The organism is Peribacillus saganii (assembly GCF_003429095.1).
Lineage (GTDB): Bacteria > Bacillota > Bacilli > Bacillales > DSM-1321 > Peribacillus > Peribacillus saganii.
Genome location: NZ_QVTE01000001.1, coordinates 49,533 through 74,309, shown reverse-complemented (window position 1 = coordinate 74,309; position 24,777 = coordinate 49,533). Strand labels below are relative to the sequence as shown.

Below are 24,777 nucleotides of genomic sequence, written 5' to 3'. Positions count from 1 at the left end.
TCTTTTTTATAAATGGCTTTGTTAAACATGCCTGTTGATTTCCGATCCAGATACTCGCTTTCCCGCAGGAAGTTGTATAGTCTTCCTTCGAATAAACACCGCACGAGAAAATGCGGATGCATTTTCGAGGAGATTCGCACCTTCCGCTCCAATATAGAAAAGCAAAAGCGCCCCTGTTGAAAAGGAAGAACGGCTAACATCGCCGCGTCCTGTGGCAACGCCGTTCTCATCCACATCCTTTAGGCCTCCGACAAGGGGCTTTTTGCCTTCCAAAGCGATTGGCTTATGACCAAGGTTGCGATGGCACTTGATCGCAACACAGGGTTGTGACGGCTCTTGGTCACAACATTCGAGGGGCTGGGTGCTGCAGCTAGCCATACCCAGTGCAAAAACAAGAGTGAGCTTTAACATAACCTTATAAATAATAATATAAGTTTAATATTACGAGGTATTTTTATTATCCACCCAGTACACGATTTCAGAGGTTGCTCTAAAAAATATATGCTGCTGGTCAAAGAAATACTACCGGAACTCGAACAGCCTCCATGATGCATGGACCGTGTCCTCACATACTGAAGTTTTCATTGGAACATCTGGCCCAAAACTGGGGTTCAATGAAGCAGGATGATTTTTACGAGTGAGGCAGGGGAATCGATTTTAACTATCTCTAAAAAACGTTGCTTCCTAATGCCCCGGTAAAGAAACACATTTTTTCTTCCAAGGATCGAACACTCTTCAATTAGTGAATATGTGGAAAAATTTCAGGGGATAGGCGGCTAAGTAACATTCTTTACAGGAAAGATTGATTGGAAGCATTTCCAGAATCCAATAAAAAAGAACTGCCTTGGCAACCTGTAAACATGTTAATTCAGAGACAGAATGGATCTATCCAATTGTGTTTGCAGCAGATAGCATTAGCTGGTAAAGCCATAAAAAGTAGGTCTATGGGACAGAACAGGCAAAGTATAATATGGATATCGTTGGGCAGGCAAACAAGTCCCCTGGATGTGGTTGAGCAAAGCAAAGCGTTAATAGAGATCGGCACTGCTTCTGCTTTAACATCCTGACCGCTGTGTGATAAAGTGTCAATAATAGACGGTTTATTGCCTGAAAAGGATGACCTGAACAAATGAGGAGATATGAATGAAGACAAACAAAAAATTGCTTGGAGAAGAGAGGCGGCTCCAGCTGCTGGAGCTGTTGAAAAATAGAAATGAACCTGTTACAGGGAATGAACTTGCGAAAATTTCCAATGTAAGCAGACAAGTCATTGTCGGTGATATCACGCTTTTAAAAGCAAGAAATGAACCAATCATTGCAACAAGTCAAGGCTATTTATTTATGAAGCAGGTGGAAAATACCGTACAAGCCGAACGAACACTTGGATGCAGCCATACTCCTGATCGGACAGAGGAAGAATTGAACTTGCTCGTAGACCTCGGCATTACTGTAAAGGATGTCAGAATCGAACATCCGGTTTATGGAAATTTATCAGCACCCATTATGGTCAGCAATCGGGGAGAGGTTCAGCAATTTATCGCAAAAATCAATAAAACAAATGCTTCCTTTCTTTCTGAACTGACAGAAGGCATCCACTTTCACACACTGCTCGCCCGCTCCGAACAGGCACTTGACGAAGCGGAAACTGCCTTAAAAAAAATAGGGCTGCTTATTTAATAGCAGCCCATTTTGTAATTCATTACTGTTATTATTAAAAACCAAAATCCTCGCACGGCATGACTCTTGCGCGGCTTTACATGCGCTACTAAAACTTTAATTAGAGCTAACAGTTATGGATCCCTTCACAGACACCAGGGGATTATTTCATTTCTCATGGGCCGGGTATCCCGTCTTTTCTATGGTGAAGCTGGGATAGCTGCCAAGTAAAGAGACTTTACAGCCAAGGGCTTCCAGCTCTGCCATTGCTCCCGGGATTAGGACATCATCCAGTTTCATATCAATATCAATGATAAAAAAATAATTGCCCAGGCCTGTTTTGAGCGGTCTTGATTCGATTTTCGACAGGTTCAGCTTGCGCCATGCAAAAGCCGATAGAACTTGGTGCAAGGCTCCAGTATGGTCTGCAGGCAGCATGACAATCAGCGTTGTTTTATTATTGCCTTCAACTGTCTCATGTCCTGAAAAATCAGGTTCTTTTTTTGATACGATAATGAACCGTGTATGATTATGGCTGTAGTCGTGAATGTCCCTTCTTACGATCTCCAGCCCATATTCCTGCGCCGCCAGATCGTTTGCAATCGCAGCAATGCACCGGCCTGGATTATCTCTCACAAATTCTGCAGCCGCAGCAGTGGAAGTAGCATACTCGTACGGGGTCCCTTTCAATTCTTTATGTATGAATTTATGGCATTGGGCAATCGCATGTGAATGAGAATAGATCATTTCGGTTTGCTTCCAATTAGCCGCCTGCCCGGGATGCATGAGATAATGCTGCTGGATCGGTGCAATTATTTCCCCTTTAATCGGGAGTGTTACTTCGTGAATTAAATAATCCAGAGTAATATTGACCGAGCCTTCCAAGGCATTCTCCAGTGGAATAAGAGCAATATCCGCGTAATTCTCATTCACTGCATCCAGACATTCAGGAATTGTCATCATCGGCAGCTTTTCGCCCTTTGGAAACAGCCTAGATACCGCCAAATCAGTGAATGTGGCCCGCGGCCCTAAAAAGGCTATTGTTTGAGCCATGGTCCCACTTCCTTTTCTTTGTTAAAATTAATGTCAGCAATAAGCTACTTTGAAAATAAATCTATAATAGACCATTATTCCTAATATTTCAACAATTAATTGAAAAATTCAGATAATCCTTACTTATCCTTTTCTTCCTGCTTTTGAATTTCAGCAAGCTTCGCCAGCAAAATATGCTGTGGCATATGCATGATTTGTTCTAATGGCACTTTTAAGGATTCTGCAAGCTTTTGAGCTGTTGCGGGTGATATTTGCAGCGGTCTCATGTAAAATTCCTCCTTTTTTAAAATCAAAAACCGTGCAGCATTATTGACCTGCACGGTTTACTTCTTATTATTATAACATTTCCAGCAGGAATATGAATCCATCAACTGAAGCTTTTTTCCAGAAAAGATGAATCAGGTTATCTGACCTAAAGCTCAGCTGTAAAATGTTTGCTAATTTCTTTTTTCAAAGGGATATCTATATACAGTTGGTGAAAAATGAAAATCGAAGACAGGATAAGCAGGCATATAGCCAACACTTTAACGGCAGCCTGCAGCACTTGACGGATACCTTTTGTTAATTAAGCACCTGAGCTGAGAACTTCTACTTTTTCTACGAACTCCATCTTTCTTAGCCTTGTCAGCATGTCTTCAATTTCCATTACCATACCGCTTGTATTCAAAGAAAGTGTAACATTCGCTCTTCCTTGAAGGGGTATCGTTTGGTGAATCGTCAGCACATTGCAGCCCGCGGTAGCCACGACACCCAAAAGCTGCGAAAGCGTTCCCGAGCGATCCTCCAGGTGAAAGAAGAGTGTGATTAGCCTTTCTTTCACAATCGTATGAAAAGGAAAAACTGTATCCCTGTATTTATAAAATGCACTCCTGCTTAAATCGACCGTTTGGACAGCTTCCCATACTGAACCTGCCTTTCCCCGCTCAATCAGCTTCTTGGCATCCAGTGTTTTTTTCATAGCTTCTGGAAGCACATCTTCACGAACCAAATAAAACTTTTGATCGGTTTTATTCAAAATCCGCACACCTCATTTACTGCGGCAAAATCAATCCACAAATTCGAATTCAAAATCAAGAAGCCTTACTACGTCACCGTTCTTGGCTCCTCTTTCTCTAAGAGCATCGTCGACACCGAAAGAGCGCAGCTGTCTGGCAAACCGCTTGACAGACTCATCCCGTTGAAAGTCTGTCATTTTAAATGCCTTCTCTACCTTTGGACCTGAAAGGACAAAGGCCCCATCCGGATCTCTTGTGATCGAGAAGCCTGCCTGTGCAGCCTCGTGCTTATACAAAACTCGGTGGATGCCAGTTTCCTCTTCCTGATGCTGAAGCGGGAATTCCGGTGTAGCTTCAATTTTATCAGCTACAGCAAAAAGCAAATCCCTTAACCCTTCACGTGTAACAGCGGAGATACTGAATACCGGTACATCATCCTGCAGCTTCTCTTTAAACTTCTTTAAGTTCTCTTCAGAATCCGGCATGTCCATTTTATTGGCAGCAATTATTTGCGGACGCTCTGTAAGGCGCAGATTATATTCCTCAAGCTCTTTATTGATTGTCAGGTAATCTTCATATGGGTCTCGCCCTTCCAATCCTGACATATCAATAACATGGACAATTACTCTTGTTCTTTCTATATGCCTTAAAAACTGATGGCCCAGCCCGACACCCTGATGGGCCCCCTCAATTAATCCTGGCAGATCCGCAACCACAAAATCGCGGCCATCCTCTGTTTCAACCATCCCAAGGTTTGGAACGATCGTTGTAAAATGATAATCTGCAATCTTTGGCTTTGCCGCAGAAATGACAGAAAGAAGCGTAGATTTACCGACGCTTGGGAACCCGACTAGCCCCGCATCCGCCAGCAATTTAAGCTCCATGACCACATTCCGTTCCTGACCTGGCTCTCCATTTTCGGCAAACTCAGGAGCTGGGTTGGAAGCTGTCGCAAAACGCGAATTTCCTCTGCCACCTCGGCCTCCTTTAGCGATAACAGCCCGCTGGCCATGCTCAACAAGATCGGCAATAACTTCCTTTGTATCCTCATCAAGTACCACTGTTCCCGGCGGAACCTTGACAACCATATCAGAAGCATTTTTTCCGTGCATTCCCTTTGACATTCCGTGCTCACCGCGGGAAGCCTTAAAATGGCGCTGATAACGGAAATCCATTAAAGTCCGCAATCCTTCTTCTACTTCAAAAACGACGTTAGCGCCGTTACCGCCGTCTCCGCCCGCAGGACCGCCTTTTGGAACATATTTCTCACGGCGGTATGCAACCATCCCATTACCGCCATCGCCAGCTTTAACGTATATCTTGACCTGATCGACAAACATCCTGATCACTTCCTTCTTTGTATGTAGTCCATTGATGCCGTTTACTTACCAAATATCATTAGAATTATTTCCGTAATTCGCTACAGTTGACATCTATATGGAAGAAAAGCTCCTGCTCATTCATCACTATTACGGATACTTCCCCTTTTTCAGAGGGCGTTTCCTGAAAAAAGAAACGCAAACTATCTTCATTTCTTATTCTTCCCTGCAAATCGAAGGAAAACCGTATATTTTCACCGCAGTAACTTATAAATATGTGCAAGGAATTTTCCGCCATGGGATCAAGCGTATCTGAAAGCAGAAGGAAAAAATTTTCTGTCCAGCTAAAGATACAATCATCCAATAATGAACAGCCAGCAACTGTATCCATCACCTCATATTCAAGTAAAAATGGTTTACTGCTCCAATTTGATGTTAAAAGAAGTTCGGAAAACTTTGGCATGGCAAGATTGGAAAGTTTTGCTTCCTGCTGAGTTTCAATGATGATTTCATCAATGATCATTCGGACGCGGTCTATCTTATTTAAATCAAGATTCCCTTTAATCAGCTGGATTTTATTTAACCAGTCATGTCTTGAGTGGCGAAGAATCTCCACTGTATTCCATTCTTTTTTCATTAATAAGCTCCCAAAAGTAAAATAAAGAACTTATCCTCGTCAAGCCGCCTGAATTAGTTTAATGTAAGGGGATAAAATTCCTCTGTTCGTAATTTGAACAACGTTTGGCCTTTAGTATTTTCAGCCGCCGCCCTCGCTTTTAATAAGTATATCAAAAAAGCGGGCAACAGCGTATTATTTCGTAAGAAAAGCGTATAAGCGCCCTGGTTAGAGGAAGAACGGCTAAAAACGCCATGTCCTCACAAAGCTGTCGCTTTGTTCGTGCGATGTATCGCTTCCGTAGCATTCCTTGTCCTGTGCAAGTCCGCCCTCGAGTGGCTGGTCGCTGCAGCTAAACATCACATAAAAGTGCAAGCGCCCTGTTTTAGAGGAAGAACAGCTAAATTCGCCACGTCCTGTGGCAACGCCGTTCTGACCCACATCCTGTGGGCCTCCGACAAGCATAAGACAAGCGCTGACAGAAGGCGCTTTTTGCCTTCCGAAGTGATTGGCTTATGACCTCGAGGGGCTGGGCGCTGGAACTAGACATCTGTACCTTGTTCAAAAAAGTAATACCTTCTGATCTTTTAAAAAAGAAAACTCTAACCTGTGGGTTAGAGTTTTCTTAGTTGCATAATATTAAGCTTCTTGAGCAACAGGATATACGCTCACCTTTTTACGGTCACGGCCAAAGCGTTCGAATTTAACAACGCCATCAACCTTTGCGAATAAAGTGTCGTCTCCACCGCGGCCCACGTTTTCACCTGGGTAGATTTTTGTACCGCGCTGACGGTAAAGGATAGAACCGCCAGTTACTAATTGGCCATCTGCACGCTTAGCGCCAAGGCGTTTAGCGATTGAGTCACGACCGTTCTTAGTAGAACCTACTCCCTTTTTGGAAGCGAAGAACTGAAGATCTAATCTTAACATATGTTCCACCTCCTATTTATTTAAGTTAATTTGAATGTATTTACCGTAATCACGTTCAACCGTTTGAAGTGATATCAGCATGCCTTTCAGCAGCAACTGGACCTTCTCTTGTGCTTCCATAGGAATATCTCTCGGAATCGCACAGCGGAGATAGCCCCCATTACCGCCCTGCTCAATCTCAGGCTCTACGCCAGTTAACGACATGATTGCGTTCACAGTCCCAAAGGAAACTGCAGAAACACCCGCACAAACAATATCTGAACCATGTTTGGCAAAGTCAGCATGTCCGCTTAACGTAAACGAAGAGATCACTTCTGTACTTTCATACTCGATTGTAACTTTAATCATCTTATCACGCCTTACGCGTTGATTGCATCAATAACAACTTTAGTGTATGGCTGACGATGACCTTGCTTTTTACGGTTATTTTTCTTCGCTTTATATTTGAAAACGATGATTTTCTTAGCACGGCCTTGCTTTTCAACTTTACCTGTTACAGTAGCGCCTTCCACCAATGGAGCACCTACTTTAACATTGTCGCCGCCTACGAATAAAACCTTGTCAAAAGTTACAGTTTCGCCTGCTTCTACGTCTAATTTTTCAACGTATACCACATCGCCTGCTGCTACTTTAACTTGCTTGCCGCCAGTTTCGATAATTGCGTACATACCTGCACCTCCTTATTAAACTCAGACTCGCCAATCACAGGTGTTCTGCATCTATGCAAAAGCTTAATACCTGTTCTGAGCGGTTGTAGCACGGGTGCTACAAACATAACATTAAAATCCTATCATGAATACCTATGTGGTGTCAATATGTTATTGCAAAGTATTATACATAAGACAAATATATTTAGATAGACTTTTTTTGTCTTTCGGTTATTTCCTCTATACTGCCGAAATGGCGGATACGATAAGTATTTATATTTTCGGGCATTACAGAAAACAGCAATTTCTTTGCAATCGCCTCTTCCAGAGTAGGAAGGAAGGAATCCTTGTCCCCTGAAAGAACATCAATGATACTTTGCGGAGCCTCTATCCACACAGCCTCACCATCGGTCTGCTTGTGTTCTAGCAGTTCTCTTTCCAGCCTGAAGGCAAGTGATTCGGAGCTTTCGACTTTTCCGCTACCTTTGCATACAGGACAAGATACGTTCATTCGTTCACTAAGGGAAGGAGTCGTTTTTTTGCGAGTCATTTCGAGAATTCCCAGTGAAGAAAAACTCCCGATTTGTACACGCATTTCGTCTTTCTTGCTTTCTTCCTTTAATATAGAGATGACCGAGCGTTTATCAGCTTCATCCTTCATGTTAATGAAATCAACCAGGATGATTCCCCCAATATTTCTTAACCTTAGCTGCTTAGCAATCTCCTTAGCAGCGTTCCGGTTTGTTTCGGTCAAAGTTGCTTCTTTTTCCCGCTTGCCGGTGAATTTTCCTGTATTTACATCAATAACGGTAAAGGCTTCTGTTTCTTCAATGATTAGATAGGAACCATGTTCAAGCCAAACGATTTTTTTTCCAGCCTGCTCGATTTGATTCTGTAATTTATAAGCAGTGAAGATATTTTCCGGCCCTTTGTGGAGCAGGATTTGCCAATCCGAGCCATGATTTTCAAGCCATTTTCCGAGCTGCCGGTAACCGGCGCTGTCATCCAGTACGACCTCTCCCCAGTTGGCAGTGGATATTTCTGACTTTATCGATTCCATTAACGTATCTGCTGCTTTAACCAGTCCCGGCCTTTTTTCCATTCGAAGGGCCTGCTCTATTACTTTAAATTCCGCCCGCAGCTCCTCTATTGTCTTTATCATAGCCGTTTCGGGCTGATTTTCCATCGATGTGCGGACGATGAGCCCTTCGTCGTCTTCTTTGTGGGATGCAGCACGTTTTCTCCACTTTTCCTGTTTTGCTGGATCACTAAATTTCTTGGATACACCAACATAGTCAATCCCGTGCATATAAACAAGATTGTCTGATGAGAGCTCGATAATTCCGGTAAGCCGAGCCCCTTTATTGCCGCTCCCATCCCTTACCACCTGGATCAGAAGTTTCTCGCCCTGACGGATGAACTGATTGATCTTTTCGTTCCCACTCAGATTCCCGGCTCTTTTTGCGCGCTGAAAGGACGGCAGCTGATCACGATGCAGGAATCCGTTCTTCTCTGCACCATAATCGATAAAGGCCGCATCCATGCCCGGTAATACCTTAGTTACTTGACCCGTGTATATATTTCCTACAGCAGATGCCTGTTGAGGCGGAAGCAATTCCAGCTTCACAAGCTCACCATCTTCGATTACAGCATATCGTTTTTCCCTGCCGATCATGTTAATGATTATTTTTTTCATAAAAAAAATCCCTTCTCCAATATGACTGCTGCGCACAGACAGCCGATTATTGAAAAAAGAATATCATAATTACCATGAATATAACAGGTCTCCGACTTTAATGTTTGTCAGCTTATCAGAAAAGTAAGCATGAAGAATCTCGTTCTCATCAAGCGCGCCTTTTTCTTTGCCATTTTGCAGGATAATGATTGGATGCTTGCAGCCCCTGCGAAATTTCTCCAGCACATGGTATATATTCTCACTTTCATCAACTGCAAGCGGAGTCAGCTTTCCTGGACTGTCCATCCTCCCATAATGACGCTCCAGCAGAAAGCGGATGAACGCGTAATGCCGCTGCCTCCATTCAACGGTGAGTGAAAAAAATAGAAAACCGGCGATAATCCATATATTTAAATTAAAGGGACTAATAATAGCTGCAATAAAAACAAATAAAATAGAAAATACAATCGAAAACAAAAGCGTAACCCTATGCGCGTCCAAAAACGAACGGGAAAGGGAAAAAATCAAAAATAACAGCTTTCCGCCATCCAGCGGCCAAATAGGAAGCAGGTTAAACAGGAGGACAGCCAGATTCATATATAAGAATTGTTCAAATAGTACATGCGGGAGGATCGAGGCTGAATACAGTAAAAACGCTGCACCAATCAGCCATAAGTGCTGGATGGGTCCCGCAAGGATCACCATCAGATCTTCCTTTAGGGTCCGGTTCCCATACTCCTCCGTAACCACGGCACCACCAAAGGGCAGCAGCTCGATGGACTTTATCCTCCATTTATAAAACTGAGCAGCAAATGCGTGTCCCATTTCATGAAAGAAAACAATGCAAAGAAGCATCAATACAGGGATGAAATGTGCGGTAACAACCGAAATGCCGATAACCAGCCAAAGGGTAGGATGAATTCTCATCTTTAACAGAAGCTGAATATATTCATTCAAAAGATATCACCTTATTTGGGTCGATAAAAATATCGTCCTTTTTAATTGCTAAGTAAAAGGAACCTTTGGAAGCATCCTCACTTGGAGCGACTGTTCCTATTGATTTCCCCTTGCTTACAGGGTCATACAGCAGTACATCAACCCTCTCCAGCCCGCCATACCAGGATTCGCTCTTATCATAATGCTGGATAATCACAGTCTTGCCCAGCTGTTCTTTCACACCAGCAAAAATAACAATTCCTTCATTAACTGCCTCCACCTTTGAACCCAGACCAGTCTCTATCATGATTCCTTCGCCATTTACCTCAAAGGGCTCCATAATTCTTCCTGATGCAGGCAATGCATATTCGGTATTGGCTATAGTTTTTTCAGCCTGTTCGGATTTCCCGGTATCTGGGGGCAAAAAAGCAATCGGCTTTCCAAATGTTTCTTCATACCAGTTCGAAATGGCCGCAAACTGCATTTCCGTTTCCATTGTGTTACTGACAAAGTTCCGGGCTGCATCAAGCTTTTCCGAAGGATGTTTGAACAAAACGGCCGTGATGAGGAACAGGCACAGGGCAGCCAGTATTTTAAAATAAAAGACTTCCTTTTTAAATAAAGGATGATCAAGGTCTGATGGTGTCCCCTCATAGGCCGGCAGCCGCTCAAAGCCGTATTTCTCTTCATCATAAATGGGCGGCGTAAAACCTGACGGCCGTGTCCCACTCATCTTCTTCCGCTTCGCAATCCGATTCCGTATCTCTTTTCGTCTATCCTTCATATCTCCACTCGACCCCCTGCTTCGAACAAGTACTTTTGTTACACATTGTATGAGCGACTTGTCCATGCTATGACAAAATAGATTAATGCCGGGATTAATAAGAAGCGGATAGGCAGGAAGATTTTTTCAGCCGCTCGGAAGGCCAAAGACTTGTTTTTGGAGTACTCAAATTGAAAGATAGGTTGCAAATTTTACCGATTCACAGAACTAAAAAGGCTCCACCGCAAAAAGCAGTGGAGCCTTTCTATCAATTAGCGTACACCAAATAGTTTTTTTACTTTTGCCATGAAGCCTTTTGATTCATCTTCCAGCGGTTTTAGCGGCACAGATTCCCCCAGGATGCGGCGCGCGATATTTCTGTAAGCAATGGACGCACGGTTATTCGGATCAAGGGCAATAGGTTCACCTTGGTTCGAAGCCCTAATTACTTGGTCATCATCAACCACAATCCCAATCAGGTCAATCGATAAATGTGCAGTAATTTCGTCGATATCTAACATTTCCCCGCTTTTAAGCATATGGCTCCTAATCCGGTTGATGACAAGTTTAGGTGCTTCCACATTCTCTTCCTTCTCTAGCAAACCGATAATCCGGTCTGCATCACGGACGGCGGAAACTTCAGGAGTTGTAACAACGATTGCCTTATCAGCTCCCGCAACTGCATTCTTAAAACCCTGCTCAATCCCTGCAGGGCAATCGATCACAATATAATCGTAATCCTGCTTCAGTCCATCCACAAGCTTTTTCATCTGCTCAGGCGTCACAGCAGTCTTATCACTAGTTTGAGCAGCCGGCAGCAAATATAACAAATCGTCGAATCGCTTATCCTTAACCAGAGCCTGATGAAGTTTGCAGCGCCCTTCAATTACATCGACCAAGTCATAAATAATACGGTTTTCAAGACCCATCACCACATCAAGATTGCGAAGCCCGATATCAGTGTCAACCAGGCAAACCTTTTTGCCAAGAAGAGCTAACGATGTTCCCAAATTGGCTGAAGTTGTCGTTTTCCCGACCCCGCCTTTACCGGAAGTAATAACTATTGCCTCTCCCACGATTAGAGTCCCCCTTCTAATCTATCAAAATTAGGTCTATATTTCTTTAAAACCTGCAGCTTATCTACTATAATCTGATTACTGTCATCAATAAAGGCGCATTCCATCTCTTGGCCTTCCTCAGAATATTGGTCCGGAGTACGATGCATCATTCCCGCAATCCGCAGCTGTGAGGGCTTCATTACAGAAGCTGCAATCACTGCGCCCGAATTTCCCGTAGACCCGGCATGAACAATACCCTTTAGAACACCCATGATAAAAACATTGCCTCCAGCCGATACCGTCCCGCCAGGATTCACATCGCCAATCAGCAATAAATCACCTGGAACTTCTAATATCTGCCCGGACCTGACAATTCTTGCAATTGTCGTAATCTCGTTTTCTTCCTTCCATCTTTGGGCCTCATCCTTGGAAATGACATTAGAAGTTATACTTTCAACAGACAGTTTTTTCTTTGTCTGGATAAGCTCCTGGATTTCCTCATACTGCTCTTCCGTTAAAAACCTGTTGCCTGTATGTACTTTAACCGAAATTATGGGATCGTTTTCCTGGAAATTATAATTGGCCGATAGCTTTGTTTCAAGCTCTTTGATGAGCTCATGAAATGAACAAGAATCATCGAGATGAAGTGTCAGCCCGTCCTTTGTCCCCTTAATCATAACATTTTGCTGATTCCTCTTACTCATGACGAAATTTCACCTCAATGATATTATAATTCGACATTTCGAGGGGATATCCTTTTTCCTAGAAAAATTCTGTAAAGGATCATACCCGAAGTCAGTCCTCCCGTGTTTCGAGTTCAAACTTTTCCATTTGGAGTTTTAGCGGAAACGCTGCCAGAATGGTAAAAGCTAAGTTCAGAATCAGTGTAGGAAGAAGCCTAACTTCAACAAATTCAGAAAAACTCATCTCGGCAAAATGCAGAATTACGTTAACCTCAAAAATGGCAACCTCAAGCAAAGCTATAAATAACACAGAAACTATTAATACAATGAATAAATTTGTCTGCAGCACCTTCATTGCTTTTGAAATCAAATAACACAATATTGGGAAAAGAAACATGTAGATTCCCAATATTTCTGTATACACTGCATCAAATAAAAGACCAAGGATAAAGCCATAAATAACGCCCATTTTCCTAGAGCCATATATAGTAAGGAAAACAAGGAATACCATTATGAACCGCGGCACAAAGATCTGCTCACTATTGTACAATTCCCCAGAAAATAGAGTCACAAAAAGGCTTTCAGAAATGAAAAACAGCAAAGCAACAAGAGGAAGGATGAACTTGCTCACGGTGTTTCATCTCCCTCTTGATTGCTAAAGCTTTCATCCATTTCATCAACACTTGGAGTGAGTCGCTCCACTACCATTACATTATCAATATCATAAAAATCTGCAACAGGTTTAACATAAGCAGTCTGATTCAACCCGTATTGGTCCGTTATAACTTCCTCAACTGTTCCGATAGCAAGGCTTTCTGGGAACACCCCGCCAATTCCAGAGGTGGCGACCTCTGAACCTATCTTGATTTTTTCATTATATGGAATGCGCTTCAACAATAAAAGCTTCCGTTTCTGATCGTAGCCTTCAATTACACCGTAAATTTCTTTTTGCCCCTGTATAACTGCTGAGATCCGATTTTTTGGATCCTTAGAGCTTAACAGCTGTACAGTGGATGTAAAAGGCTTAGCATTTTTAACCTTTCCAATTAACCCCCGGGAGGTTATAACACCCATGTTTTTCTTGACTCCCTGGTTGGTCCCTCTGTTAATTGTAATGATCTCGTGCCAGCGATCAGGATTCCGCCCAATTACTGTAGCCTGTATTGGTGAATATTCGCGCAAGTCATCTTTCTTGCCAAGAATTTCACGAAGCTCCTTATTTTCGTTTTCTAGTCCTTGAACCTGGGTTTTCAGGGTTACATATTCATCCAAACGCTCTTTCAGCTTTCTGTTTTCATCATATGTATGTTGAAGATCGATCAAATTTTCAAAAAATCCGGCCACAGAAGTTACTGGTTTGTGGAAAACATTTTGAACAAAGCCGATTGTATCGCTAAGGAACTGCTCTGGCCAGCTCACTTTCTCTCTTTCTCTTAGAGAAAACCCAATCAATGCCACGAGAATGATAATGCTGACAAGCAGTAGAATGAGCCTTTTATTTAGAAAAAACTGTGGCATGGTTTACACCTCTATCATTTTGAAACTACTGCCTTCTTTCGGCAAATTTCGCAGTGGATATAAGAAAAGCGCAAGCGCCCTGTACAAAGGAACGTCGACTAAGGCCGGGCATGGTTGAAATTTAAGGCCATTTCAACCTCCCTCCTGTACGCCGGGCTGGGCGCTGCAGCTAGACATCTTGACTTGTTAAAAAATTATGCTGTCTTATCTTGAAAATAACCCACACAGAAAAGCAAATTTTATTCTGTTTCCTTTCCTGTGGCTAGCTTTTTAATCTAAATATTATATTAACGTGAGTCACGCGCTTTACTTTTGAATAAATGGATGTGGTCAAGAGCTTTCCCTGTTCCGATCGCTACGCAATCAAGCGGATTTTCAGCAATTAGGACTGGCATTTTTGTTTCCTCACTGATTACCTTATCAAGGTTTCTAAGCAATGCTCCGCCTCCGGTAAGGACGATTCCCCGGTCCATAATGTCCGCTGCGAGTTCAGGCGGAGTTTTTTCAAGAGTGTTTTTCACGGAATCGACAATTGCGTACACTGTATCATGAAGTGCATTTGAAATTTCCTTAGCTGTGATTTCAATCGTCTTCGGAAGACCTGTCAGCAAATCACGGCCGCGGATTTCCATATTATCAATGCCCTCAGTATCCCCTGCAGAACCGATTTCCATTTTAATGTTTTCCGCTGTACGGTCACCGATCATCAGATTATAATTCTTGCGAATGTAGGTTATGATCGCGTCATCCATTTCATCACCGGCGATACGGATGGATTGGCTTGTTACAATGCCGCCAAGGGAAATGATGGCTACCTCAGTTGTTCCGCCTCCAATATCAACGACCATGCTTCCAGTCGGCTCCCAGACGGGAAGATTTGCGCCGATCGCTGCTGCAAAGGGCTCTTCGATTGTATAGGCATCACGTGCGCCTGCCTGGCGTGTAGCATCGATTACCGCACGTTCTTCAACAGCCGTAATGCCGGAAGGAACACAAACCATGACATAAGGCTTACGGGCAAACACACCTTTGTTCTGGGCTTGTCTCATGTAATATTTCATCATCGTCGCTGTTGTTTCATAATCAGCGATAACGCCATCCTTCATCGGGCGGAGTGCCACGACATTACCAGGTGTACGACCGATCATATTTTTCGCATCATTGCCAACAGCGACAATTTGCTTCGTATCTGTCTGCAACGCCACTACTGAGGGCTCACGTACCGCAATCCCTTTTCCCTTTACATATACAAGCGTATTAGCCGTTCCTAAATCAATCCCAACATCTCTTGTACCAATTCCAAACATTCGCTGTATCTCCTTTTCATAGACAAGATGCTTTTTTATAGTAAGGTTTCAAGTCCCTTTTCATTCAATCTTTATCAAATGGAAGTCAAAAAAAAAAGATTCCCCCTAAAAATCATAAACAATATTATATCCTACCGTCAAAGAATATGGTAGTGCTATAAATAACCTTTTTCCTTAAGGCTGACAAATTTCTTTTCACCGATGATAAGATGGTCCAAAAGGTCTATCCCAATAATCTTGCCGCACTCTACCAGCCTTTTCGTCACTTCAATATCCTCCCTGCTCGGAGTAGGGTCGCCTGAAGGATGATTATGAAGGCAAATGATAGACGCAGCGGACCTGCGGAAGGCTTCTTTGTATACTTCGCGTGGATGTACAATGGAGGCGTTCAAGCTGCCGATAAAAACGGTCTGCTTGTGGAGAACTTGATTTTTCGTATTTAAATAAAGACACACAAAGTGTTCCTGAGACAAAAAGCGCATTTCATCCATGCAATAATTGGCACAGTCCTCAGGGGACCTGATGACATACCGATCCTGATAGTTGAGCGAGCTGACTCTCTTGCCGAGCTCTACCGAAGCTAAAATTTGAATCGCCTTCGCTTCGCCAATTCCTTTAATCGCTGTTATTTCTTCGATCGAGGCATCCTTTAGAAGCCGCAAACCTTCAAATGTGCTTATCAGCCTGTTTGCAAGCTGCAGGACGGACTCATCCTTTGTACCGGTCCTCAGGAGAAGGGCCAATAATTCCTGGTTGGACAAGCTGCCGGGCCCGTCCTGAATAAATCGTTCGCGCGGTCTTTCCTCTTTGGGAAAATCGCGGATCATTAAATTGTCTGACAATTACATCTCACCTTTCGATGGCTTAAGAGCTTCGAAAAGAAGAGTGGCAGCGGTTAATCCATGTCGCTGCAAAAGGCCTGCAGTTCACGGGCAAGCCTGGAAACTGGCAATCCGACAACCGTGTAATAATCTCCGGAAATTTCTTTTACCAGCAATGATCCGTAGCCTTGAATTCCATAGCTGCCCGCTTTGTCAAACGGTTCACCGCTATCCAGATATGTTTCGATTTCTTCTTTTGAAAGCTCCCAAAATACCACATCTGTTTTTTCTGAAAATACAAGGGAACTTTGCCCTTCTATAATTGCCACTCCAGTATACACGGAGTGTTTTTTGCCTGAGAGCATGCTAAGCGTCCTTGCAGCATCCTCTCTGTCAAGTGGCTTTCCAAGAATCTGTCCATCTAAAACAACGACAGTATCAGCTCCGATCACACAGCATTCCTGATTGCTGTCCGCGACTGCCTTTGCTTTACGGTAAGCCAGATCCTCAACCGCTTCTTTCCCGCTCATTCCCGGAAGAATCGTTTCATCCGTTTCTAAAGTTTTAATGTCAAAAGGGATTCTAAGCATCTGGAGAAGTTCCTTGCGTCTGGGGGAGGAAGAAGCCAAAATCAGTTGCATTCATTTTCACCTTACCTTGTCATGTTGCTTATTAGAAGATACAACTTCATCGTAACAAATATTTCCTTTCGGCACAATGCAGGACTATCTGTTGCTAATTTAATTTTATAAGGGAGAAATAATCAGTGTGTCACTTATGTCTTTTAATGTGTTCTAAAACATACAAATTGGGTGAAAGATAAGATTTATTGGTTAGTTTTCCTAATTGTATTCTTTTAACGGAGATTTGTAGCCGGGGAAATGCGAGCGGACTAAAAAAACACAGCCTAGGAAGGCCCAGGGAGGGACTTCCTCATAAAAAAGCTGGAGGAAAACGAATTATCCTTCCATACAATTTTAACCTGCTGATAATTCTTGGGTTAACCTAAGATATGTCAAAAGCCGGGCCTGTGCTTTAAGCAGGATAACAGGCTGAGATGATTCCTCTGTTTGTTTAATAAATTCATCCGCAAGCACCAGCTGTTTATACATATCTTTCAGCTGTTTATTTTTCATTTCTTCCTTATTCAATGATGTTAATATCCCCTGGTATTCATCCGGCTTGATACCGGGATCTTCCTGCAGCATTCGTGACGTAACAATTGATGTCATATCCTTATAAACGGAAGAAAGGGAATGTAATAATTCTTGATCCTGGCTTGTCATTTTATTGGAATAATCCAAGGTTACCGGTTTCCAGTAAACATCCAACTGAAATCCCTTATAATAGGCTGATAGTTTTTTGCCGGCTTCCAGGCTTGGTGCTGTTCCAAGAAACAAAAAATATTTACCTTCCAGCGGAAATACCCGGACAGGAATTTGCTTTTGTTCAATATCCTCCAGTACCTTCTTGGCAGCTTCTTCTGTACTGAATACTCCCCCCTGTACTACAAAAGCCTCCAGTGAGGATACCGCTGCGGCCGCTTTTGGGGCATCTTCAGATGGTACCACACTAACAACGCTGGCTGACGTTTCTTTTACCTCTTCCTTTGCAGTAATAATTTTCAAGACAATAATGCCTAGACACGCCCCAATTAGAACAGCTAAAAACAAAGCGGCTAGTGGCCTTTTAAAAAAGCTGAAGTTTTTTGTCTGTTTTACGCTCTCAAATGTAAACCCTGTTTTCTTCTTTGTTAATTCCGGGTCGAAAATAGATTCAGCAGTTTCATTGCTCGCTTCATCATGATCCGGAAGAATCCAATCAAAGCTTTCATCTGCGTTCTCGACAGCAGCTGCTGTCTCATCCAACGGACTCAAAGAAGAATTATTTTCCTCCGTGAAAGATTTCGTTTCCCCATTAATTTTAATAGTGATAACCCTATCTCTATCAGTTTGCTTGTCCATTTTTTTTACCTCCCTTCGACTTCATTTTTTTCATCCTATCACGGAGTCAAAAAAAAATAACAAGACTTTTGTCGTCTTGTTATCAATAGCTTTCGTCAATTCTCGCCATCTGCCTCTATAGGGATTTCAATTTTCATTCCCGCCTGGAGCTTTGTAAAGCCATTCCAATTTTTGATTATTTCTATTCCTTTATTGCTGTTATAATACTTTAGGGAAAGGCTAAACATGGTATCGCCTTTTTTCACTTTATACGTATAGACATTGTATTTTTTATTATTTTTTTCAACCTGCTTTGGCTGTCCCCACGAAGTTGGCATGTCTCCATTGGTAACAGTACCGCCATTATTTTCATCGGAATCAGCATTTACCCCTTGGACCATTTCTCCATCTGAATTCACTGCCGTTCCATCAGAAGGGGTCGTTTCCCCTTCCTCTGTCTTTAGATTAGGAACTATACTGGGAGCCAGAGGATTAATTTTATTGCCCGGAGCTGGTACATCCAGCTTAGGCAATTGGCTTCTTAATTCTTCCAGATTGGGATAATAAAAGGCTGAAATCGTAACATTATAGGTGAGTTTATCGATCACTTCATCTGTGATTTGCCTTACTTCATTTGTACCGGTAAAAGCCAGATTATCCACCATTGTAATTCTAGGCAGAGACTGGATTTCTTTAATGAAAGATTCAAGCTCAAAATAAGTAGGCGACTCCACTGTCATCGCCGCCGTTATCCGTTCAATTCCTTCGGGAAGAGAAACGGCAGGGGCTGCTGCTTCAGAGTTCTCCCAAGTTTCCCCTTGGTCTTGTTGTGTTCCTCCAGTATTTCCTTCCTGCCCAGGATTTTGTGCTCCCCCGGCCGTTAAGGGATTAGTCTGTTCTGTACCAGCTTGTTGAGGAATTTGCCCCTCTCCCTGTAGCGTTTCATTTGTCATTGCCTGCCCCTCTGAAAAGCTAATGCTGGTTATCAAGCTCCCTGAAGCGACCTCTGCCCTCTCGAGTTCCAGAAGAAATTGATCCACCAATGGTGATACCGGCACCTTTTTCTGTAACTCGGTCGTTTGAATTAAAATTTCTCCTTTATTCCCTGTTTGCTGTCTTTCCATCTCTGCTAACAGCTGTTCCTCACTGGCGATGGTCTGCTTAAGTGTTTCTATATTTTGCTTTACCAGTAGAAAATGGAACCAGTATACATAAAAAGAAACAGCAAAAAGAAGGACTATTAATAGCAATATAATCAGGACGGGCTTTTTCCCAGCCATCATTGCTGTCTCACCCGCCCTTCTTCCTCAGCCTTTTTTAGTTCGGCTTTATCGATAGTGAGTGAATATTGGGCGATATATCTCGGCAAAGGTGTTTCTATATTCCCGGCTGTTCCAGTTTGGGCTCTATTCTCTTCTTCAGTTCCTTCTGTAACAAGACTATTTAGTTTAGCTTCTTTTATTAGCTTTGAGTCGGTAAGACTCTTTAAATAGAAGGCTGCTTCCCTGGAAGAATCAAACTGAACTGAACATTGAGCGTTCCCGCTATCCTCGTATGAAAAAGTAAGGATAAAGCCGCGCTCAGGCAGCAGGCTGGCAAAATGCCTCAGGATCAAGTAGGTTGATACCGGGTATTCCTCTGCCCACTGAATCGCCGTTTCAAGCTGTTTTGCAGCCGTTTGGCCAGCACTTTCCACCTTCGTATTTGCCTGTACTTCGCGCAGCTTTTGAGTATATGCAAGCTGCTGCTCCAGCCTGATATTCTCTTGGGCCAGCTGTTTATATAGAAACCACGAATACGCTCCGGCCGCAAATACGATCAACAGGAACGCAAAGACAAAGAATAACGTTGTGGATCGCTTCTTTTCTTTTTGCGGCAGTAAATTAATATCCACAAGCATAAATGACACCTACTTTAGCGCAAGTCCGATACAATCAGCATAAACCGGCGGAATGTTTATTCCTTTTTTTGTCTGGAATAAAGGCTTTAAAAGAGACTGCACTTCAATTTCAAATGAGTTACTGATATTTTCTTCGAGCATAGCCATGCAAGGATGGTCACCTGTTATAAAAAGCTTAGTAATTTGGTGCTTACCCCTTGTCAAATTAAAACGGTAAAATGACATAAATCGCTCAATTTCCGTTGTCATATCCTGGGCTTGTCCCATTATTTCTTCCTCAGGACCGCACCATTGGTAATATTGCTGGCCGCTTCTGCTTTCAGCAAGTTCATAATAGGTTTCGGAAAAAGGCAGCTGAAAATGCCTTACCAATACTGGTTTATACTCGTAAAAAACTGACATTGCCATAGAATCAAGCCCGATATGGACCATCAATAAGTGTTCGTTTTTATCTGCAAGGTTTAAATGATAGTACATCCGATAAAGGGATAAAATCGATAAATCGGCCACTACAGGTTTTAATGAAGCTTCCTGAAAAACTTCCGTAAAATCCCTTAATATTGATTCCTTTGAGGCAATCAGCAGCACCTCATTCTGCTCATCCGCCCTTCCCAATAAAACAGCCTCAAGTACCGGGTCCTCAAAAGGCAAATGGATACTGTCCCCAAGCTGCATGTATAAATAGCCTTTTATTTCGGCCTCGGTTATTTCTAAAGGAACAAGCACCTTCCTCAGAATAACAAAAGCATCCGGAATGCAAAACGTAATTTTACTGCCCTTTAATTTATAATGATCAATGATTTCTTCAAGTATCATTTGCAGAGATTCTCTATCCTTAATCTGTCCCTCGACAATAACACCATGAGGAAGGTGTTTTTGTCCATAAAAGTGAAATGTCCGATTCTTTCCTGTTGCTAAAAAGCGAATATAGCGGTCTTTAATAGAAAAGTGTACTCTTTGATGCCTTGTTTTAACCAATGAAAACATTCGCTTCACCACCCGCTATGACAAAAATGAATTTACATACCACTCCATAATTCTTTCACCGTAAAAGAAGCATAGCAATGTTCCAAGGGCTATAAATGGACCAAACGGAATGGCCTGTCCTTTCTTGAACTTGCCTGCGACAATTACCCCGACTCCATACAAAGCTCCCAGCAAGGTTGCAGCAAAAAACGAAAGGAGGGTCAGCTTAAAACCCAGTGCCAAGCCAATTACGAAATAAAGCTTGATATCGCCCCCTCCCATTCCGCCGCGGCTGATCAAGGCAATCAAGAACAGTAAACTAAACCCAAAAATAGCTCCGGCCAGCATATCCCACCATGGATCAAGCGGCACAAATATCCTTTCAGCTGCTATCAATACAGCAAAAAAGATCAGAACTTTATCAGGAATAAGCATATATGCAAGATCAGATACAAAAATAATGACTAGAAGGGAAATCAAAGTAAGTGCAATCAATAGCTCCCAGGTAAACCCCAGCTTATAAAATGCGAAAACAAACAAAATCCCTGTAGCCAGTTCAATACTCGGGTAAATGGGGGATATCCGGCTGCCGCAATGTTTGCATTTCCCCCAAAAAACTGCATACGAGATGACCGGTACCAGCTCAAATGGCCCTAACATTTTTTTACACGAAGTACAATGAGAACCCGGCCGAACAATCGACAAATTTTGCGGCACACGCAGGCCCACCACATTATAAAACGAACCCAGCACACAACCGAGCACAAACAGATAAAAGTATATGAAAACCATATAATACTTCCTTTTATTTATTATCTTTTATTATACAAAATAATTGCAGCAGATTGATAGACAAAAAAAGAACTCCTTGTGAAAGGAGCTCTCCTACTGTCAATCTAGCTTATCATTAACCTCCTGCTGGCGGAGTTGGGGAAGTAGGAGGAGGAGGAGGATTATCTTCAACGTTATCTCTAGAGATTCCAGTTATCAGAACTGGACTATCCGCCTCACCAACATTCCTTTTGTTTCCATCCAGGAATACTAAGTAAGTGAAATTACCTGTAGTTTTAGCAGTCATTATTTGCACATAGGATTTCGCTTCTATATATGGTGCGGAACCACTTGTACCACCGTCTGGATCATTAAGAGGCTCAAGATACCCTTTAGCAATTAAGTCATCAAGATGATACCCTACATTAGTTCCATTTACATTTTCCGTAGGAAGTCCCCCCGCAGATGCCATACGAGCTGCCGATACCATCTGTTGAGCATTTGCTATATGTGCGTCTGTTTTACTGTTTTTTATAATTCCCCCAATACTCGGCACAGCAATCGCCGCAATAATTCCCAAAATAACAATAACAGCAAGCAATTCAACAAGTGTTAAACCCTTCTGGTTCTTGAAAATTCCTCTTACCCGTTTAAGCATCTGTTTCTCTCCTTAAATAATATAATGAAATACTATTAGATTGGTTTTCACCAATATAATCCCTATTACTATCATCGGCCTGGAATGTTTTCTTTGTATCCTTGCCTCAATAAAAAAGGCCAATTTTTTATATCCATTCAGACCATACTGAATAAAACATAAAAATTGGCGGGTTGCACTACTAGCTCCAGGTCATTAAAGTGCCCAAATACAAATGACCTATCATCGCTTCCAATCTCATATCTTTTTTCCTATTATATGAGATCTATGCATATAATTCCATAAAGTTTGTGTTAAATTAATGAATAATTTACTTTATCGTTTCAAATATACTGAACATCGGAACAGCGATAGCAGCGACTATTCCGCCGACGACAAAGGAAAGGAGGACAATCATCAGTGGTTCGATTAATGATTTGATTTGGTCCGTAGCATTGTCAACTTCCATTTCATAAAAATCAGCTACTTTATCAAGCATTAGGTCCATCGTTCCTGATTTCTCCCCGATTGCAATCATACTTGTTACCATAGGAGGGAAAGCCCAATGTCTCTCCATTGGCACCGATATTGACTGCCCTTTTTCAATTGAGGTACGGGATTCCTTCATGACTCTGGCAAGCACTTCGTTCCCGATCACCTTTTCCACAATAGCCAACGATTGTAATATCGGCACAGAGCTGGTAAACAGTGAACTAAGCGTTCTTGTCATACGGGCAATGCCCGCTTTTTGCAAAAGCTTGCCGAAAAGGGGAACTCTGAGCATAAACAGGTCGAAATAATATTTCGTTCTTTTGTTGGACCTAATATATTGAATACCAAGATAAGCGCTTATGAACAAGAGCAAAAATAACCACCAGAAAGCTTGAAAAAAGTCTCCCATCCCCAAAATGGCCCGTGTAATCCATGGCAGTTCACCGCCAAAGGATGCAAACATATCCGCAAAAGCAGGGACGACGGTTGATAAAAGAAATATAACGATTACTATTGAGATGAACCCTACTGTGGCCGGATACATCATGGCTGACTTTACCTTTTGGCGGGTCTGATATTGCTTTTCAAAATAAACAGCCATACGCTCCAGAATTTCATCCATATTACCGCCGGCCTCTCCAGCCCGCATCATATTGATGAACAGAGGCGGATATATGTGCCGATGGGCCTCAGCTGCCTCAGAATATGGCTTACCTTCATCAAGACTTACCGCAACATCCTCCAGTGTTTTCTTTAAGACTTTACTGGCAGTTTGTCTCGCAAGTATATTAGTAGCCTCCACCACAGTAATACCAGCTTTTAAAAGTGTTGAAAACTGCCTGATATAGATCACCAGATCCTGATTTTTAACCTTTTTTTGGCCAACGGAAATCTCTTTATACAGCAACCCGGTCAACTCTTCGATGGATATGACCGCAATACCCTGTTCCCGGATTTTTATCACTGCTTCCCGCCGATTTTCGGCAGTTACTCTGCCCGCTTTCTTCCTTCCTTTTTTATCCCTGCCCTGGTATCGGAAAACTGGCATTATTTAATACCCTCCATCAGGTAAGGAGCGGCAGCTTGGTCATCAATCTTCTTTTCTTCCAGCAACTCCTTAATCGCCATTTCCAAGGTCTGCATTCCGGACGATCTGCTTGTCTGCATTACGCTATGAATCTGATGAATTTTTTCATTTCGAATCAAGTTACGAATGGCTGAATTGTTGATCATGATTTCGATAGCGGCTGCCCTTCCATTCCTATCTACAGTCGGGAAAAGCCTTTGCGAAATGATTGCTCCCAATACAGAAGCAAGCTGAATTCGCACCTGTGGCTGCTGGTTTGGCGGAAAAACGTCGATAATCCGGTCAATCGTCGCAGGCGCATCTGTCGTATGCAAGGTTCCAAGAACCAAATGCCCTGTTTCAGCTGCCGTAATCGCGGTTGAAATGGTTTCCAGATCCCGCATCTCTCCAACCAAAATGATATCAGGATCCTGACGAAGGCAGGCCCGAAGGCCATTGGCGAAATTCTTTGTATCGAATCCTACCTCCCGCTGGTCGATTATACTTAACCCATGTTTATGTAAATACTCTATTGGATCCTCCAAGGTAATAATATGGCGCTTCATATGCTTATTAATAAAATCAATTATGGCAGCAAGTGTTGTTGATTTTCCGCTGCCCGTAGGACCTGTAACGAGTACAAGCCCCTGCGGTTTTTCCGCAATTTGCTTTAATACATTCGGCAATTTCAGTTCTTCAAGGGTTGGGATCTTTGTTGGTACAACCCTGATAGCCAGGCTGACACACGAACGCTGATGGTAGGCATTCACCCTGAAGCGTGACACACCTGGAATTCCGTAGGAAAAATCAAGCTCACCCTTTTCTTTAAACACATCCCATAAATTATCAGCAATGATTGACCTTGCCATTGCTTCCGTATCGTCAGGTGTCAATGCCTCTTTTCCGTACTGCTTCAATTCGCCATGAAGCCTCATGATTGGCGGTACGCCTACAGTCAAGTGAATATCAGAGGTACCGAGTTCAAATGCAGCTGTTAAAATATAATCCAGTCTCTCTTTCATGAA

At 42.6% G+C, this 24,777-nt stretch carries 29 protein-coding genes, 1 riboswitch and 1 other annotated feature; of the genes, 1 reads left to right on the top strand and 28 read right to left on the bottom strand.

Annotated features, from left to right (window positions below):
- Window positions 1-21: 21 nt before the first annotated feature.
- Entirely contained in the window at window positions 22-411 is a 390-nt protein-coding gene (locus tag D0469_RS20795) for a hypothetical protein (RefSeq protein WP_158553310.1), read from the bottom strand.
- A 732-nt stretch (window positions 412-1,143) separates the two neighbouring features.
- Between D0469_RS20795 and D0469_RS00345 the strand changes: the two genes are divergently transcribed.
- Window positions 1,144-1,677 (top strand): transcription repressor NadR, encoded by a 534-nt coding sequence (locus D0469_RS00345; protein WP_117324673.1) that lies wholly within the window; start codon window positions 1,144-1,146, stop codon window positions 1,675-1,677.
- A gap of 147 nt (window positions 1,678-1,824) precedes the next feature.
- On the opposite strand, the gene pheA is transcribed toward D0469_RS00345, so the two are convergent.
- The 27 genes from pheA to D0469_RS00215 form a co-directional block, all read right to left on the bottom strand.
- A complete protein-coding gene (gene pheA, locus D0469_RS00340) occupies window positions 1,825-2,709 on the bottom strand; it encodes a prephenate dehydratase (RefSeq protein WP_117324672.1) in 885 nt (294 codons plus the stop codon).
- Between the two features lie 119 nt (window positions 2,710-2,828).
- Window positions 2,829-2,975, bottom strand: a complete 147-nt coding sequence (locus D0469_RS00335) for a YycC family protein (protein WP_117324671.1) — start codon at window positions 2,973-2,975, stop codon at window positions 2,829-2,831.
- A gap of 299 nt (window positions 2,976-3,274) precedes the next feature.
- Window positions 3,275-3,724, bottom strand: a complete 450-nt coding sequence (locus tag D0469_RS00330) for an ACT domain-containing protein (protein WP_117324670.1) — start codon at window positions 3,722-3,724, stop codon at window positions 3,275-3,277.
- 30 nt (window positions 3,725-3,754) lie between these two features.
- Entirely contained in the window at window positions 3,755-5,044 is a 1,290-nt protein-coding gene (gene obgE, locus D0469_RS00325) for a GTPase ObgE (RefSeq protein WP_117324669.1), read from the bottom strand.
- A 64-nt stretch (window positions 5,045-5,108) separates the two neighbouring features.
- Window positions 5,109-5,660, bottom strand: coding sequence for a Spo0B C-terminal domain-containing protein (locus tag D0469_RS00320; protein ID WP_117324668.1), 552 nt, complete (start codon window positions 5,658-5,660; stop codon window positions 5,109-5,111).
- A gap of 222 nt (window positions 5,661-5,882) precedes the next feature.
- Complete coding sequence (locus D0469_RS20790) at window positions 5,883-6,080, bottom strand: hypothetical protein (RefSeq protein WP_158553309.1); 198 nt, start codon at window positions 6,078-6,080, stop codon at window positions 5,883-5,885.
- A gap of 198 nt (window positions 6,081-6,278) precedes the next feature.
- Complete coding sequence (gene rpmA / locus D0469_RS00315) at window positions 6,279-6,569, bottom strand: 50S ribosomal protein L27 (protein ID WP_117324667.1); 291 nt, start codon at window positions 6,567-6,569, stop codon at window positions 6,279-6,281.
- Window positions 6,570-6,581: 12 nt separating this feature from the next.
- Window positions 6,582-6,917, bottom strand: coding sequence for a ribosomal-processing cysteine protease Prp (locus D0469_RS00310; protein ID WP_117324666.1), 336 nt, complete (start codon window positions 6,915-6,917; stop codon window positions 6,582-6,584).
- Between the two features lie 11 nt (window positions 6,918-6,928).
- Entirely contained in the window at window positions 6,929-7,237 is a 309-nt protein-coding gene (gene rplU / locus D0469_RS00305; RefSeq protein ID WP_117324665.1) for a 50S ribosomal protein L21, read from the bottom strand.
- A gap of 13 nt (window positions 7,238-7,250) precedes the next feature.
- Window positions 7,251-7,332, bottom strand: a sequence feature (ribosomal protein L21 leader region).
- 89 nt (window positions 7,333-7,421) lie between these two features.
- The gene (locus D0469_RS00300) at window positions 7,422-8,912 is read right to left on the bottom strand and encodes an Rne/Rng family ribonuclease (RefSeq protein ID WP_117324664.1); all 1,491 of its coding nucleotides are present in this window, start codon (window positions 8,910-8,912) and stop codon (window positions 7,422-7,424) included.
- Between the two features lie 69 nt (window positions 8,913-8,981).
- On the bottom strand, window positions 8,982-9,848 hold the full coding sequence (locus D0469_RS00295) for a M50 family metallopeptidase (protein ID WP_117324663.1): 867 nt from the start codon (window positions 9,846-9,848) through the stop codon (window positions 8,982-8,984).
- Window positions 9,841-10,611 (bottom strand): M23 family metallopeptidase, encoded by a 771-nt coding sequence (locus tag D0469_RS00290; protein ID WP_117324662.1) that lies wholly within the window; start codon window positions 10,609-10,611, stop codon window positions 9,841-9,843. The genes D0469_RS00295 and D0469_RS00290 overlap by 8 nt, the downstream gene beginning before the upstream one ends.
- A gap of 251 nt (window positions 10,612-10,862) precedes the next feature.
- Entirely contained in the window at window positions 10,863-11,666 is an 804-nt protein-coding gene (gene minD / locus D0469_RS00285) for a septum site-determining protein MinD (protein WP_117324661.1), read from the bottom strand.
- A gap of 2 nt (window positions 11,667-11,668) precedes the next feature.
- Window positions 11,669-12,352, bottom strand: coding sequence for a septum site-determining protein MinC (gene minC, locus D0469_RS00280; RefSeq protein WP_117324660.1), 684 nt, complete (start codon window positions 12,350-12,352; stop codon window positions 11,669-11,671).
- A 91-nt stretch (window positions 12,353-12,443) separates the two neighbouring features.
- Complete coding sequence (gene mreD, locus D0469_RS00275) at window positions 12,444-12,962, bottom strand: rod shape-determining protein MreD (protein WP_117324659.1); 519 nt, start codon at window positions 12,960-12,962, stop codon at window positions 12,444-12,446.
- On the bottom strand, window positions 12,959-13,849 hold the full coding sequence (gene mreC, locus D0469_RS00270; protein WP_117324658.1) for a rod shape-determining protein MreC: 891 nt from the start codon (window positions 13,847-13,849) through the stop codon (window positions 12,959-12,961). The genes mreD and mreC overlap by 4 nt, the downstream gene beginning before the upstream one ends.
- A 287-nt stretch (window positions 13,850-14,136) precedes the next feature.
- Window positions 14,137-15,156, bottom strand: a complete 1,020-nt coding sequence (locus D0469_RS00265) for a rod shape-determining protein (protein ID WP_117324657.1) — start codon at window positions 15,154-15,156, stop codon at window positions 14,137-14,139.
- Window positions 15,157-15,311: 155 nt separating this feature from the next.
- Complete coding sequence (gene radC, locus D0469_RS00260) at window positions 15,312-15,983, bottom strand: RadC family protein (RefSeq protein ID WP_117324787.1); 672 nt, start codon at window positions 15,981-15,983, stop codon at window positions 15,312-15,314.
- Between the two features lie 68 nt (window positions 15,984-16,051).
- On the bottom strand, window positions 16,052-16,618 hold the full coding sequence (locus tag D0469_RS00255) for a Maf family protein (RefSeq protein ID WP_117324656.1): 567 nt from the start codon (window positions 16,616-16,618) through the stop codon (window positions 16,052-16,054).
- A gap of 336 nt (window positions 16,619-16,954) precedes the next feature.
- A complete protein-coding gene (locus tag D0469_RS00250) occupies window positions 16,955-17,941 on the bottom strand; it encodes a hypothetical protein (protein ID WP_117324655.1) in 987 nt (328 codons plus the stop codon).
- Window positions 17,942-18,036: 95 nt separating this feature from the next.
- Window positions 18,037-19,203 (bottom strand): LysM peptidoglycan-binding domain-containing protein, encoded by a 1,167-nt coding sequence (locus D0469_RS00245; RefSeq protein ID WP_117324654.1) that lies wholly within the window; start codon window positions 19,201-19,203, stop codon window positions 18,037-18,039.
- Window positions 19,200-19,814: a PilN domain-containing protein gene (locus D0469_RS00240; RefSeq protein ID WP_142919139.1), complete on the bottom strand. Its 615-nt coding sequence runs from the start codon at window positions 19,812-19,814 to the stop codon at window positions 19,200-19,202. The genes D0469_RS00245 and D0469_RS00240 overlap by 4 nt, the downstream gene beginning before the upstream one ends.
- A 15-nt stretch (window positions 19,815-19,829) precedes the next feature.
- Window positions 19,830-20,807, bottom strand: coding sequence for a type IV pilus biogenesis protein PilM (gene pilM / locus D0469_RS00235; RefSeq protein WP_117324652.1), 978 nt, complete (start codon window positions 20,805-20,807; stop codon window positions 19,830-19,832).
- Window positions 20,808-20,822: 15 nt separating this feature from the next.
- A complete protein-coding gene (locus D0469_RS00230; protein ID WP_117324651.1) occupies window positions 20,823-21,578 on the bottom strand; it encodes a prepilin peptidase in 756 nt (251 codons plus the stop codon).
- 115 nt (window positions 21,579-21,693) lie between these two features.
- Window positions 21,694-22,215, bottom strand: a complete 522-nt coding sequence (locus tag D0469_RS00225) for a type II secretion system protein (protein WP_117324650.1) — start codon at window positions 22,213-22,215, stop codon at window positions 21,694-21,696.
- A gap of 158 nt (window positions 22,216-22,373) precedes the next feature.
- Window positions 22,374-22,457: riboswitch (cyclic di-GMP riboswitch) on the bottom strand.
- 68 nt (window positions 22,458-22,525) lie between these two features.
- Window positions 22,526-23,734 (bottom strand): type II secretion system F family protein, encoded by a 1,209-nt coding sequence (locus tag D0469_RS00220; RefSeq protein WP_117324649.1) that lies wholly within the window; start codon window positions 23,732-23,734, stop codon window positions 22,526-22,528.
- On the bottom strand, window positions 23,734-24,774 hold the full coding sequence (locus D0469_RS00215; RefSeq protein WP_117324648.1) for a type IV pilus twitching motility protein PilT: 1,041 nt from the start codon (window positions 24,772-24,774) through the stop codon (window positions 23,734-23,736). Before D0469_RS00215 ends, D0469_RS00220 begins: the two co-directional genes overlap by 1 nt.
- Between the last annotated feature and the right edge of the window lie 3 nt (window positions 24,775-24,777).